This is a genomic window from Arthrobacter sp. B1805 (genome assembly GCF_002929745.1).
In the GTDB taxonomy this organism is placed as follows: Bacteria; Actinomycetota; Actinomycetes; order Actinomycetales; family Micrococcaceae; genus Arthrobacter_D.
The window spans coordinates 20866-34744 of the sequence record NZ_PJIQ01000016.1; the positions used below are offsets into that span (position 1 = coordinate 20866).

The window sequence follows — 13879 nt, forward strand, 5'->3', positions numbered from 1 at the left end:
CCTGTCCTGTCGGTGGAACGTCGTCCTGCTGTGCTGCCTGCAAGCTGTGATGCCGCTATTCGCCCTCGGGGGCACCCTTCGTGTGTCCGGGGCCGGACACACAAAAGCCCCTCACAGGGAGGGGCCGCCGCACGGTGGATACCGTGCGGCTAGGTAAGGAGGAGGGCGCGGAGCATGGGTCCACTTTAGCAGTGTGCTCTGCGGGCCGCCCGTCCCTGCCCAGCGCGGTCAGGGCGCACCGGGTTCCTGGGAACCGCGTGCGCCCTGACCGAGCTCGTCCCTACTAGCGGACGTCCTCGTCCACCCAGTCGAAGGTCTTCGTGACGGCCTTCTTCCAGAGGCGGAGCTGGCGCTCGCGCTCGGCGTCGTCCATGGACGGATTCCAGCGCTTGTCCTCCGCCCAGTTGGTCGCGAGTTCGTCCGTGTCCTTCCAGAAGCCGACGGCGAGGCCCGCGGCGTAGGCCGCGCCGAGCGCCGTGGTCTCCGTGACCTTCGGTCGGATGACCGGGATTCCGAGGATGTCGGCCTGAAACTGCATCAGGGCGTCATTGGCGACCATGCCGCCGTCGACCCTGAGGTCCTCCATGTTGACACCGGAGTCCGCGTTGGCAGCGTCGAGGACCTCGCGGGTCTGGAAGGCGGTGGCCTCCAGTGCCGCTCGGGCGATGTGTCCCTTGTTCACGAACCGCGTGAGGCCGACGATGGCACCCCGGGCATCCGAGCGCCAGTACGGCGCGAAGAGACCGGAGAACGCAGGCACGATGTAGACGCCGCCGTTGTCCTCGACCGTCGTGGCGAGCTGCTCGACCTCCGGAGCGCTCTTGATGATCCCGAGGTTGTCCCGGAGCCACTGCACGAGTGATCCGGTGACGGCGATCGAACCTTCGAGCGCGTAGACCGGCTTGGCGTCCCCGAGCCGGTAGCAGACCGTCGTCAGCAGGCCGTTCTTCGAGTGGACGATCTCTTCGCCGGTGTTCACGATCATGAAGTTGCCGGTGCCGTAGGTGTTCTTCGCACCGCCCTTGTCGAACGCGGCCTGTCCGAACGTCGCAGCCTGCTGGTCGCCGAGGATGCCGGCGACAGGCGTCTCGCGCAGGAGCTGCGAGGTGTGGACGGTGCCGTACACCTCCGACGAGGAGCGGATCTCCGGCAACATCGACACAGGGACCCCGAAGTCGGCGAGGATACCCTCGTCCCACGACAGCGTCTCGAGATCCATGAACAGTGTGCGGGAAGCGTTGGTGACATCGGTGATGTGCACGCCACCGTCGGTGCCACCCGTGAGGTTCCAGGTGACCCACGAATCTGTGTTGCCGAAGAGGAGATCGCCGGCTTCGGCCTTCTCGCGGGCTCCCTCGACGTTGTCGAGGATCCACTTGATCTTCGTACCCGAGAAGTAGGTTGCCAGCGGCAGGCCGACCTTCGCCTTGTACCGTTCGACGCCGCCGTCCTGCGCAAGCTCATCCACGATGTTCTGCGTCCGCGTGTCCTGCCACACGATCGCGTTGTAGACGGCCTTGCCGGTCGTCTTGTCCCAGACGACGGCGGTCTCGCGCTGGTTGGTGATACCGACGGCGGCGATGTCGTGGCGAGTGAGATTCGCCTTCGAGAGTGCCGTGCCGATGACCTCGCGCGTGTTGTCCCAGATCTCGGCCGGGTCATGCTCCACCCAGCCGGCCTTCGGGAAGATCTGCTCGTGCTCCTTCTGACCGGACGACACGATGTCGCCCTTGTGGTCGAACACGATGGCCCTGCTGGAGGTGGTGCCCTGGTCGATGGCGATGACGTACTGCTGCGACATGTCTTACTCCTTCATTGGATGACGACGTGAAAAAGTGGCGCGGCTGCGGGCCGCTCGAGGTGGTTGCCTAGGCCGCCGGCGGGAAAGAGATGAACTGGATGACTATGCCTGCCAGGATGCCGCCGATGATCGGTCCGACGATCGGTACCCACGCATAGCCCCAGTCGCTGCTGCCCTTGCCCTTGATAGGCAGCAGGGCGTGGGCGATGCGGGGGCCGAGGTCGCGGTTCGGGTTGATGGCATAACCGGTGGGACCACCGAGCGAGGCACCGATACCGACGACGAGAAGCGCGACGGCGAGGGGGCCGAGGCCGGACGGCGTGCTCCCGAAGGACAGGATCACGAAGACGAGCACGAACGTACCGATGATCTCGGTGACGAGGTTCCAGCCATAGGAACGAATCGCGGGACCGGTGGAGAAGACGCCCAGCTTGTTGGCGGGATCCGGCTCCTCGTCGAAATGCTGCTTGTAGGAGAGCCAGCACAGGACGGCTCCGAGGATCGAACCGATCATCTGGGCGGCAAGGTAGGCCAGTGCGTTGACGAAGTTCTTGTCGACACCCGACGCGAACTGGTCGGTGTCCCCGTTGACCCAGAGACCGACGGTGACCGCGAAGTTCAGGTGGGCGCCCGAGAGGGCTGCCACGTAGACGCCGGCGAAGACCGCGAGGCCCCAGCCGAAGTTGACCATGAGAAAGCCGCCATTATTACCCTTGGTCTTGGCGAGCGCGACATTCGCGACCACACCCGTTCCGAGCAACAGCAGCAGCATTGTGCCGAACATCTCGGCGACGAATACTTCCAGAGACATCTTTGACTCCTCTATCTATTCACTTATCGCGGGTGCCGCCGCCTCGACGGCACCCGTTGGTTCCCCCCGGCAACCACTGCCGTTGGCACTGCACCGCTGGAACAGCGGTTCGACCCGTTGCGGCGGGTGCCGCTACGCGGTCAGGCTCTTGACCTGCACCCTGTGAGCATCGGCGAGGACCTTCTCGGCCAACTCGATCTCCGCTGCGGAATCCGCTGCGCTCCAGCCCAGGAGCGGAGCAAGGGTCTCGGCAAGCTCTGCGAGCAGTTCCTCGGTGACGAGTCCCCGGAATGCAAGTGATGTACGGCGGATCAGGACGTCGGTCAGGTGACCGATCTGCTCGTGCTCGACCATGTAGGCGAGCTCTCGCGTGCTCAGCTCCTTGGTCGAATTCAACAGCCTGTCCGGGCCTTCGGCAAGGTATTCGAGGACGTCTTTCGCGCGTGTCCCGTAGCGTGTCAGCAGGACAGCCACACGGGCCTCGTCGAAGCCGGGGCGGACAGCCTGCTCGATCCAGGCGCGCTCGGCGGCGGCGTCCTTCGGGAAGTCCTTGCCACCGCCGATGGCTACTCCCGCGGTCGACGTCCTGCGCGGAACTCCCAGGGCTGCCAGGGTGTCATTGGCGAGGTGCTCGGACAGGGCGCGGAAGGTCGTCCACTTGCCGCCGACCAGGCTCAGGGTTGTGACCGGACGACCGCCGACTGTTTCCTCCCGCTTCTCGATGCGGTAGTCACGCGAGACGAACCCGGGCTGCGTGTCGTCGTGCCGCGGAAGGGGCCGGACGCCCGAGAAGCTGTAGACGATGTCGTCCTGGGAGACCTTGATATCCGGGAAGACGTGTCCGATCAGCTCGAAGAAGTACTCGATCTCCTCGTCGGTGCACACCGCCTGCTCGTCGATGTCGACGTCGATGTCGGTGGTGCCGACGAGGACGCGGTCCCCCATGGGATAGATCAGGACGATGCGGCCGTCGACGTGCTCGAAGAAGATCTCCGTGCCGTTGCACGCCTCGAGCAACTCCCGGTGGTCGAGCACGATGTGCGAACCCTTGGTGCCGCCCATGAAGCGGGTCTCGGATCCGAGGACGGCGTTGGTGCCGTCGGTCCAGGCTCCGGTCGCATTGACGACGACGTCGGCCTGGAACGTGAATGTCTCGCCCGAGAGCTCATCGCGCAGGACGACGCCGTCGTCGCTGTTGCCGATGGCGCTGACGTAGTTGGCCGCGCGGACGGCCGGATTGGCGACGTGGCCGTCGCGCAGCACATCGAGCGTGAGGCGTTCGGGGTTGTGCACGGAGGCGTCGAAGTAGGTGGCCGCATACTTGATGTCCTTGCGGAGGTGCGGCATCGCCGCGAGCGCCTTCTTGCGGCCCACAAAGGAGTGGCGGGGCACGTTGCCGCCGTCGCGCGAGAAGAAGTCGTACATGGTGAGTCCGGCCTTGATGAGCACGGCACCGCGCTCGACCTGCTTGCCCTGACGGTGCGTGAGGAAGCGCATGGGAGCGGAGAGGATGCCCGAGAACGTCGTGTAGATCGGGATCGTCGTCTGGAGGGGCTTCACGTAGTGCGGAGCGATCTTCATGAGGGCGTTGCGCTCGATGACGGACTCGCGGACGAGGCGGAACTCGCCGTTCTCGAGGTAGCGGATGCCGCCGTGAATCATGTGGGACGACGCCCCCGACGCTCCCTGGCAGTAGTCGCCGCGCTCGACGAGTGCTACGTCGACACCCTGCAGCGCGAGGTCTCGGAAGGTCCCGACCCCGTTGATACCTCCACCGATGATGAGGACGGACGCCCGGGGCTTGTCCCTGAGCTCCTGCACCGCGGTGCGGGTCGACGTTGTTGTGCCTTCACCGGTGGTCCGGTCGGCTGGAATGCTCAAGGTACTACTCCGTAACTTCAATGTTTTTGGAATGGTTACTGCACCTCAATTCTTGGAGCGCTGGGAATAGCAGTCAACCGGATTGCACAAACGTGCATCCGAGGACCAGACTTGCGGAATGACGACGACGAGCGGGGCCGGCGACCGGGATCCCGGTCCCTCTGCCCCGGCCCAGGGCAATCGTTCGCGGGACGCCCTGCGGGCAGCCCAGATGTACTACCTGCAGGACCTGACCATGAATGCGATCGCCCGCGAACTGCGGACGTCGCGATCCACTGTGTCCCGTCTCCTCTCGATGGCCCGGGAGACGGGTCTGGTGCAGATCCAGGTGAACAACCCGTCGGAGCGTGCTCCGGCGCTCGAGCAGCAGATCCGGCGCCGCTTCGGGGTCGAGGCCCACGTGGTGCCCGTTGCGGACGGCATCAGCGACTCCGAGGTGCTGGACCGCGTCGCGATCCAGGCCGCACGGACCATCGGGCCGCTCGTCGACTCCAACGCGATCATCGGCGTCGCGTGGGGATCGACCCTCAGCGCGGTGAGCCATCACCTCACCCGCAAGCAGACCCACGACAGCACGGTCGTCCAACTCAACGGCGCCGGCAACACCCAGACCACCGGTATCACCTATGCGAGCGAGATCCTCCGCCGGTTCGGGCAGGCTTATGGGGCGCGCGTCGAGCAGTTCCCTGTGCCGGCTTTCTTCGACCATGCCGCGACCAAGACGGCGATGTGGGAGGAACGCAGTGTCCGGAGGATCCTCGACCTGCAGCGTCGCATGACCATGGCGATCTTCGGCGTCGGCTCGATCGGGGCCGGTATCCCCAGTCACGTGTACAGCGGTGGATACCTTGACAGCGAGGATCTCGAGACGCTGGCGCGCGACGAGGTGGTGGGCGACGTCGCCACCATGTTCTTCCGCGCCGACGGCTCCCACCGGGACATCCTGCTGAACGAGCGCAGCACCGGACCGGATCTCCAGGAACTGAGCAAGGTGCGGAGGCGCATCTGCGTCGTCTCCGGCGAATCGAAGATCAACGGCCTGCGTGGCGCACTCGCCGCGGGACTCGCGACAGACCTCATCCTGGATGAGGGGTCGGCTCGCCGTCTGGTTCATTCGTCGGCCTGACCACGGCGTCGAATGAACCAGACGGGCACCCCTCCCCCGCTGCCGGGCGTCAGCCGGCAGGTGCGATCTGCGCGTAGAGGGCGGCGGGGTCATGAGCGAGGGAGGCCTTGACCATCGAACTCCACTCGTCGACGACGACTTCGATCGCACCCGCGGCGAGGCCGTCGAAGGAGGCGCGAGGCACGACCGCGGGATCGATCATCGGGCCGTCGTAACCGGTCATGATGTCGGTGTCCGCCGCCCCGAGGTGAACACCCTGCACGAGGGTGCCCTGCGCCGCGAGGTCGAGGCGCACGCCATTCGTCATATTCCACTCGGCCGCCTTCGCGGCTGCGTACGCCCCGTTACCGGGGAAGGAGAACCACGACAGTGCCGACAGGACATTGACGACAGCGCCGCCTCCTGCCGCCGCGAGCGTCGGAGCGAATTCCCGGATCATGTCCAGGGTGCCCCAGAAGTGGGTGTCCATCTCGCGGCGAATGACGTCGAGGTCTCCCGTGACGAGAGGTGTCGCGGTGGAGATGCCGGCATTGTTGATCAGCAGCGTGACGTCGGTGGCCGTCCTCGCAGCAGCCACCACCGAGGCGTGGTCGGTGATGTCGAGCGAAAGTACCTCGACGCGGTCGAGGGCAGCGAGCTCACGCGCCTCTGCAGAGTCGGTGCGCCGTGCCGTGGCGTAGACCTTGCGGGCGCCGCGGGCGAGGAGCTCGTCGACGAAACGGCGGCCGATGCCGCGGTTGGCTCCTGTCACGAGGGCGACCTGATCGGTGATGTCCATGGGGCGTTCTCCATTCTCGCGGTCGGGCCTTGTGCCCGACCTCTTCGGCTACGCTAGGACCTCACGTTGACGTCAAGGGCAAGTCTGCCCGTGAGGACGAGGAGCTCTCATGCGCATCGGGGACATCGCCGAGCAGACCGGAGTCAGCACCCGGGCACTTCGGTACTACGAGGAGCAGGGCCTGCTGTCCGCCGAGCGCACGGCACGAGGCCAGCGCGTGTACGAGGAGCCGGCGATCGAACGGGTCCAACTGATCCAGCAGCTTTTCGCGGCGGGACTCGCCAGCCGCACGATCGTCGAGCTGCTCCCGTGCGTCGACACCGGTGAGGCGAGCGAAGAGGCGCTCGCCCTGCTCCGACGGGAGCGCGATCGCATCACCGAGAGCATGGCCGAGCTCGAGAAGGCGCGGGCCCAGCTTGATCGGGTCATCGAGATTTCGCTCCACCCCACCCCCGAGCATTGCCCCGCGCTCCGCACCGAGACGGCACTGCGGCCGGCCTGAGTCCAGCAGGCAGGCACCACAGCTTCGATTCTGGTTCCCTCGTGGGATTCCTGCGGGGGAACAGGTGACCGTCGTGGTCCGCTTCTGAATCGTCGCCGGTCCTTTCGTCGCCGCTGCCCTCGGCACCCTCTACGCAGAACGGGTAGTCCTTCTCTCACCGACGGATGCGCTCGAGCGCGCCGGCCCCGATGTCGGGGCGCCCCCGCGAAGGGACCGTGGCGGCCCGGTCTGCGGTCCTCGGTAGAGTTCCCTCATGAGCTCCTCCGTTCCCCGCACCGCGCTCGCTGACGGCACCTCGATCGACGTCGTCGGGTACGGGGTCTACAAGGTTCCCCCCGCGGATACCGCCCGTCTCTGCTCGACGGCGCTCGAGGCCGGGTACCGGCTGCTCGACACCGCGGCCCTGTATGGCAACGAGGGCGGTGTCGGCGCCGCTGCCCGAGCCTACCTCGAGGCGGGCGACCGGTCCGACCTCTCCGTCACCTCGAAGGTATGGAACGACGACCACGGCTACGACGCCACTCTCCGCGCCTTCGACGCGAGCATGGACCGGCTCGGGCTCGACCAGCTCGACTTCTACCTCATCCACTGGCCCTGCGCCTCCAGGGACCTGTACGCCGAGACGTGGCGGGCGCTCGTTCGGCTTCGCGACGAGGGCCGCGTCCGTTCCATCGGCGTCTCCAACTTCCAGCAGCCACACCTCGAGCGCCTGCTCGCCGAGACCGGCGTCGCACCGGTCCTCAACCAGGTCGAACTGCACCCCTACCTGCAGCAGCACGAGCTCCGCTGCTTCCATGAGGAGCACGGCATCGCCACGCAGGCGTGGAGCCCGCTCGGACGAGGCAACGTCCTCCTCGACCCGGACATCGGCCGTATCGCAGCGGACCTTGGCCGCACACCCGCGCAGGTTGTTCTCCGGTGGCATCTCCAGCACGGCATCCTGACTATCCCCAAGGCCAGCTCCCCCGAACGGATCGCGTCGAACCTCGACGTGTTCGGGTTCACGCTGGACGACGCACAGCTCGGGGTCCTCGACGCGCTGGACCGCGACCAGCGATTCGGCTCGCACCCGGACAGGGTGGGCTGATGCGGCAGGCTGTTCTACGGAACCTGCACTGGGAGGGTACGCTCCAGCGGGTCTGGGACTTCCCGGCGGTGGCCGGACCCGACGGCGGTAAGGCGACGACGATCACCATGGTGCACGGCTTCCGGGGTGACCATCACGGCCTGCTGCGCCTGGTCGAGGAACTACCCCGTCACAGGGTGATCCTCCCCGATCTTCCGGGCTTCGGCCAGGGGCAGGAACTGCCCGGCACGCACGATGTGTCAACCTACGCCCGATTCATCTCGGACTGCCTGCGGAAGCTCGCGCCGGAGCCGCGCGTGCTGCTCGGTCATTCCTTCGGCTCGATCGTGGCGGCCGAGGCCGCTGCGCTCGCCCCGGACCTCGCGTCCGTCCTCGTGCTCGTCAATCCCATCAGCGCGCCCGCGCTCGAGGGGCCGAGCCGCACAGCTTCCCGTGTCGCGGAGGGGTACTACGTCGCGGCCGATCGCCTCCCCGAAGCCGCGGGCCGCGCACTCCTCGCGCATCCGCTGATCGTGCGCGCCATGAGCGTCTTCATGGCCAAGACGAAGGACCGAACATTGCGCCGATGGATCCACGGCCAGCATGACGCGTACTTCAGTTCCTTCGCCAGCCGACGCGTGGTGCTCGAGGCGTTCCGCGCTTCGATCTCCGGCACGGTCAGGGACCGTGCGCAGGAACTCACGATGCCCGTGCTCCTCATCGCGGCGGAGAAGGATGACATCGGCTCCGTCGCGAGCCAGCGCGAGCTCGCGGCCCTGGTGCCCGACTCCGTCCTCGAGGTCCTGCCCGGTGTGGGGCACCTCGTCCACTACGAGAAGCCGCGCGAGGCGGCACGCCTCATCGAGACCTTCCTGGAGACCACGCCCGCATGAAGATCCTGTTCGACGCCCGCTTCACACGTACCGACCATCACGACGGCATCAGCCGATACGGAGCGAGCCTGATCGCCGCGCTCGCCGAGACGGACGACGTCGTGATGCTGATCAGCGATCCCCGTCAGCTCGCACTCCTGCCCGAGGTGCCCTCGGTGCTGATCAACAGCCCGCTCTCCCCCGCGGAAGTATTCGTGGCGCGGCGCATCAACCGGATGAAGCCCGACGTCGTCGTGTCCCCCATGCAGACCATGGGATCAGCGGGGCGCCACTACCCGCTGATCCTCACGCTCCACGACCTCATCTACTACCAAAATCCGACACCGCCGTCGTTCCTCCCGCTGCCGGTCCGCCTCCTCTGGAGGCTCTACCACCTCGCCTACTGGCCGCAGCGACTGCTGCTCAACCGGGCGGACGTCGTCGCCACCATCTCCGACACCACGGCCGCTCTGATCCGGAAGCACCGGCTCACGCATCGTCCGGTCATGCTCGTGGGCAACGCACCCCAGCCGACCGAGCGCCGCCGCGATCCGGAGGCGCCGAGGTCGTCGTCCCTGCTCTACATGGGCTCGTTCATGCCGTACAAGAACGTCGAGACACTCGTCCGCGCGATGGCCCTGCTCCCCGGGCACACGCTCCACCTGCTGAGCCGCATCGCGCCGGACCGCCAGGCAGAACTCACGGCGTTCGCACCCGAGGACGGGCGGATGGCCTTCCACGGCGGTGTCTCTGACGCCGAGTACCAGGACCTCCTCGCCGACTGCACGGCTCTCGTCACGCTGTCCAGGGCCGAGGGCTACGGGCTGCCCATCATCGAGGCGATGGCCACGGGTACGCCGGTCGTCGCCAGCGACATCCCGATCTTCCGCGAGGTCGGCGGGGAGGCAGCCCTGTTCGTGGACCCGGACGACCCCGCCGCCGTGGCGGCGGCTGTCCTCGCGCTGGAGGATCCGACCCGGTGGGCCGAGGCGTCCGCCGCAGGGCTCGAACGGGCATCCACCTATTCGTGGGCTACGTCCGCCGGACAGCTCCGGCTGGCATGCGAGCGCGCGATCGCGGAGCACGGGCGGCGACGCCGTCGCCGTGCCGGCGGTCAGGGGAGGGCCTGAATGGCGGATCTCCAGTGCCCCGCGACGGCGGTGCTGCTCGACGAAGCCGCGGACCCTCCGCCGTGGCTGAAGGACCTGAGGATCGCCGGGCGGTTCAGGGCCCGAGACAGCCGATCGGTCGTGTCGCTCGTCGACGAGACGGCCGATCTGTACCGCGGGGAGACGTTCGTGGTCGCCGCGCCCTCACCCGCGGTCGAGGAGGCGTTGCGCTACCGCGGCATCGACGCCTCGGCGCCGCTTGTCATCGAGATCGATTCGGACGGCTGGCGTCGCCCCGCTCCGGGCGCGGGCAGGCGCTGAGCCGAGACAGCTACAGGACGTCCAGCGCATCGAGCCTGATGTGGACAGGCTCTCCCGTGCGCTTGGCGGACAGTGCGGCCCGGCGAGCCCTCAGCTGCCGCGTGATGCCCGCGGCGGCGCGGTAGGGGAAGAACAGGAGCACGCGGTGGCTGCCGTGCCCAGCCAGGGCGTCCGTGGATGCCGGACCGGTCCGGTCGCTCGGGCGCCTGGCATCCGCACCTGCACGCACTGCGAGCAGGGCTTCCCGTCGTATGTCGGGGGGCACGGGCGCCGGCCCGACGACGCGGGCCGCACCCTCGAGGTCGACCCCTTCGAGGAAGTGCTTGAGCGTTTCGCGGCTACCGGTCAGCACCGCGTACCTCACGGCCGGTGGAAGGCCGAGCTCGTGTCGCTCGGCGAGTTCGCGCGAAGCGGCTCCGGCCGGATCCCAGCGGACGAGGTGCCCCACCGCGACGTCGTCGTCACCCGTAATCACCACGGTGCCGCCCTCCGACGACGGCCTCGCGAGGATAGCGGCGGAGAACCAGCGACGCAGTGCGTCCTCTCCCGCGCGCAGCGACTCGCGGCTCAGGAGCGCGTTGCCATCGAGCAGGATCACCGCGGCGTACCCTCCTGGCGCGACGGGCTCGGCGCCCGGGGTCGCCACGACGACGGCGGGCGCATCCTTCACGGTGTCGACGATGTGCTCACCTGCCGAGGAGACCACCGGTACACCGGGAAACGCCCTGCCCAGTTCCTCCGCGGTCCGGATGGCGCCTGCGACGGTTGCACGAACCCTCGTACCTCCGCACTCCGCGCATGACCAGTGGTTGTCCGGGCGTGCGCACCACCGGCACGTCAGGGGGGCGTTCCGGACCGCCTGCGCCAACGGTCCCGCGCACACGGAGCAGCGCGCCGGATGGCGGCACCGGTTGCAGGCCAGAGCGGGAGAGAAGCCGGTGCGCGCAACCTGCAGCAGGACCGGTCCGCGCTTCAGGCCGGCCTGCGCCGCCGCCCAGGCGGCATGCGGTATCCGCGCCTGTGCGGCGAGCGGGTCCCGTTCCATCTGATAGGCATCAGCGGCGTGCACGACGCGGGCCGTGGCCCGGCGCACTTCCGTGCGGTCGGCCTGGATGGCGTGCGCCCACCCCGTGTCGACGAGCCGCTGGGCTTCGGTGCTGCGGGCGAACGACGAGAGCAGCATCGCCGCCCCCTCCTGCTCCGCTCGGAGCAGCGCCACGTCGCGGACGTGCTGGTACGGTGCGCGCTGTTCCAGGTGCTGGTCGTCGCCGTCGTCCCAGACGCAGATGAGTCCGAGATCGCGCACCGGCGCATACGCCGCGGACCGGGTACCGACGGCGACCGTCGCCTCGCCGTGCAGGATCCGCAGGAAGTTACGGTAGCGCGGCGTCGCTCCGTCCTCCGCCGTCAGCCGTGCCACCGCCGGAGCACCGAGTCTTCCGATGAGCGCCGCCTCGACGCGCGCGAGGTCGCGCTGGTCCGGGACGACGACGACGGAGCCGCGCCCGGACGCGGACGCTTCCGCCACGGCATCCGCGATCTCCTCCGTCCACGCCATGCTGCCGAACCCTCCGAGGCTCGTGAGGACCGCCCGCGGAGACTCCCCCGCCCGGAGATGCTGGAGGTAGGCGGGGCCGTTCGGGTAGCGGCGGAAGCTGCCCGACGGGGACGGCGCCCCAGCTACGGCGGCACTCTCCCTGGGAAGGACCCGACCCGCGGCAGGCCCGGGTGGCAACTGGTCGGAGGCCGGCGAGGGAGCGGCTGTCGCTGCAACGGACCGCACGACGAATTCGGCCTCGACCCGAGCCATCCGCGGAGGCACGGCCGAGCGCAGCACATCGCTCACCGTTCCGACCGACCGTTCGGCGACAGCAGCCGCAAGGGCGAGGATCTCGGGGGCCAGCACCTGCTGGGGCGAGACGATCTTTCCCAACGGCAGGAGCGTCGCCGTCGTACTGGCGTCCGCTACCCGCTGGGTCAGGAACCCGGAGTGCTCACGACCGGCGAAGCGCACCTTGACCCGGACGCCGGGCTGCGCCTCCGCGTCCATGTCCGCGGGCACCGCATAGTCGAAGAACCGGTCGAGGTGCGGCAACTGGGCGTCCAGGATGACGCGGGCGACCGGCAGGGACGCCGCCCGCTCCGGATCGGCCTGCGGCAGCTTCGCGGCGCCGAAACCGTGCAACAGGGAGAGCTGCCCGCTCGAGCCGGTCGTGTCGTGCTTCGTCTCCGTCATGATGCTGCAGCCTCCGGGATGCGGGAACCGTTCCTCCCGCCTCAGACGTTGAAGTAGCTCCGAAGCTTGTCCACGCGGTCGGTGCGCTCCCAGGTGAAGCTTTCCTCCTCGCGACCGAAGTGGCCGTGCGCGGCCGTACGCTGGTAGATCGGCCGTTTGAGGTCGAGCGCGTTGATGATGCCGAGGGGCCGGAGGTCGAAGATCTCACGGACGGCCGTGCCGATGGCTTGCGGATCGACGGTCTCGGTGCCGAAGGTCTCGACGTAGATCCCGACGGGCTGCGCCATCCCGATGGCGTATGCGATCTGGATCTCCGCACGGCGCGCCAGTCCGGCTGCGACGACGTTCTTCGCGACCCAGCGCATGGCATAAGCGGCAGAGCGGTCCACCTTCGACGGATCCTTGCCGCTGAAGGCTCCACCGCCGTGGCGCGCCATTCCGCCGTACGTATCGACGATGATCTTGCGGCCGGTCAGGCCCGCATCCCCAACGGGGCCACCGATCACGAAGGCGCCGCCCGGGTTCAGGATGTGCCGGACACCCGAGGTGTCGAGCTCCGACTCCGCCAGCACCGGGGTGATGACGTGCGCCACGAGATCCGCACGGAGTTCTTCCAGCGATACCTCGGCGGAGTGCTGGGACGAGATGACGACGGAATCGATGGACACCGGACGGTCGCCGTCGTACCCGATGGTGACCTGGGTCTTCCCGTCAGGACGTAGGTACGGGAGGGTGCCGTCCTTGCGGACCGAGGTCAGGCGCTCCGAGAGTCGGTGCGAGAGCCAGATGGGAGTAGGCATGAACACCGAGGTCTCGTCGGACGCATAGCCGAACATGATGCCCTGGTCGCCGGCGCCCTGCGCATCGTACGGGTCCACGCCCGTACCCTCGCGGGTCTCCAGGGACGTGAACACCCCCGATGCGATCTCCGCACTCTGCTGACCGATGGACACGGAGACGCCACAGCGTGCTCCGTCGAACCCGTTGGCCGAGGAGTCGTAACCGATGCCGAGGATCGTCTTGCGGACGATGTCCGGGATCTCGACATACGCCTCCGTGGTGACCTCACCGGCGACGTGCACAAGTCCGGTGGTCACGAGCGTCTCGACCGCCACACGGGACTCGGGGTCCTGCTCGAGGAGCCCGTCGAGGATGGCATCGCTGATCTGGTCGCAGATCTTGTCCGGGTGCCCCTCGGTCACGGATTCCGAGGTGAAGAGGCGCAAGGGGGAATCGGTGCTGGGAGAATTCACGTGCTCACTCTACTTGGTCGGAAGGACAGTCCGGCGGGAGCTCCCGGACGGAGGCGCCCGACGACGTCGTGCGACGCGGCGTGACACCGCGTGACCGGCAGGGACCCCGAACCTGTTCCGGAC

Annotated in this window: 12 protein-coding genes; 6 read left to right on the forward strand and 6 right to left on the reverse strand. The window is 67.9% G+C overall.

Going from position 1 to position 13879, the window contains the following annotated elements:
* Positions 1-283 precede the first annotated feature (283 nt).
* The 3 genes from glpK to CXQ96_RS15190 all read right to left on the reverse strand — a co-directional run bounded on the left by glpK (position 284) and on the right by CXQ96_RS15190 (position 4433).
* Positions 284-1801, reverse strand: a complete 1518-nt coding sequence (gene glpK, locus CXQ96_RS15180) for a glycerol kinase GlpK (RefSeq protein WP_104118851.1) — start codon at positions 1799-1801, stop codon at positions 284-286.
* A 67-nt stretch (positions 1802-1868) separates the two neighbouring features.
* Positions 1869-2612, reverse strand: coding sequence for an MIP/aquaporin family protein (locus CXQ96_RS15185; protein ID WP_104118852.1), 744 nt, complete (start codon positions 2610-2612; stop codon positions 1869-1871).
* 132 nt (positions 2613-2744) lie between these two features.
* Positions 2745-4433, reverse strand: coding sequence for a glycerol-3-phosphate dehydrogenase/oxidase (locus CXQ96_RS15190; RefSeq protein ID WP_104118904.1), 1689 nt, complete (start codon positions 4431-4433; stop codon positions 2745-2747).
* A gap of 271 nt (positions 4434-4704) precedes the next feature.
* Here CXQ96_RS15190 and CXQ96_RS15195 point away from each other — a divergent pair, with 271 nt between their 5' ends.
* Entirely contained in the window at positions 4705-5619 is a 915-nt protein-coding gene (locus tag CXQ96_RS15195) for a sugar-binding transcriptional regulator (protein WP_181036499.1), read from the forward strand.
* A 49-nt stretch (positions 5620-5668) separates the two neighbouring features.
* On the opposite strand, the gene CXQ96_RS15200 is transcribed toward CXQ96_RS15195, so the two are convergent.
* On the reverse strand, positions 5669-6397 hold the full coding sequence (locus CXQ96_RS15200) for an SDR family oxidoreductase (RefSeq protein WP_104118854.1): 729 nt from the start codon (positions 6395-6397) through the stop codon (positions 5669-5671).
* A 109-nt stretch (positions 6398-6506) separates the two neighbouring features.
* Here CXQ96_RS15200 and CXQ96_RS15205 point away from each other — a divergent pair, with 109 nt between their 5' ends.
* The 5 genes from CXQ96_RS15205 to CXQ96_RS15225 all read left to right on the forward strand — a co-directional run bounded on the left by CXQ96_RS15205 (position 6507) and on the right by CXQ96_RS15225 (position 10267).
* Positions 6507-6899: a MerR family transcriptional regulator gene (locus CXQ96_RS15205; protein ID WP_104118855.1), complete on the forward strand. Its 393-nt coding sequence runs from the start codon at positions 6507-6509 to the stop codon at positions 6897-6899.
* A gap of 253 nt (positions 6900-7152) precedes the next feature.
* Positions 7153-7986, forward strand: coding sequence for an aldo/keto reductase (locus CXQ96_RS15210; RefSeq protein ID WP_104118856.1), 834 nt, complete (start codon positions 7153-7155; stop codon positions 7984-7986).
* Positions 7986-8858: an alpha/beta fold hydrolase gene (locus CXQ96_RS15215; protein ID WP_104118857.1), complete on the forward strand. Its 873-nt coding sequence runs from the start codon at positions 7986-7988 to the stop codon at positions 8856-8858. The genes CXQ96_RS15210 and CXQ96_RS15215 overlap by 1 nt, the downstream gene beginning before the upstream one ends.
* A complete protein-coding gene (locus CXQ96_RS15220) occupies positions 8855-9967 on the forward strand; it encodes a glycosyltransferase family 1 protein (RefSeq protein WP_104118858.1) in 1113 nt (370 codons plus the stop codon). The genes CXQ96_RS15215 and CXQ96_RS15220 overlap by 4 nt, the downstream gene beginning before the upstream one ends.
* Positions 9968-10267, forward strand: coding sequence for a hypothetical protein (locus tag CXQ96_RS15225; RefSeq protein WP_104118859.1), 300 nt, complete (start codon positions 9968-9970; stop codon positions 10265-10267).
* Between the two features lie 10 nt (positions 10268-10277).
* Here the strand turns inward: CXQ96_RS15225 and CXQ96_RS15230 are convergent, their stop codons facing one another.
* Positions 10278-12503, reverse strand: coding sequence for a primosomal protein N' (locus CXQ96_RS15230; RefSeq protein WP_104118860.1), 2226 nt, complete (start codon positions 12501-12503; stop codon positions 10278-10280).
* Positions 12504-12544: 41 nt separating this feature from the next.
* Positions 12545-13756: a methionine adenosyltransferase gene (metK, locus tag CXQ96_RS15235; protein ID WP_104118861.1), complete on the reverse strand. Its 1212-nt coding sequence runs from the start codon at positions 13754-13756 to the stop codon at positions 12545-12547.
* Positions 13757-13879: the final 123 nt, after the last annotated feature.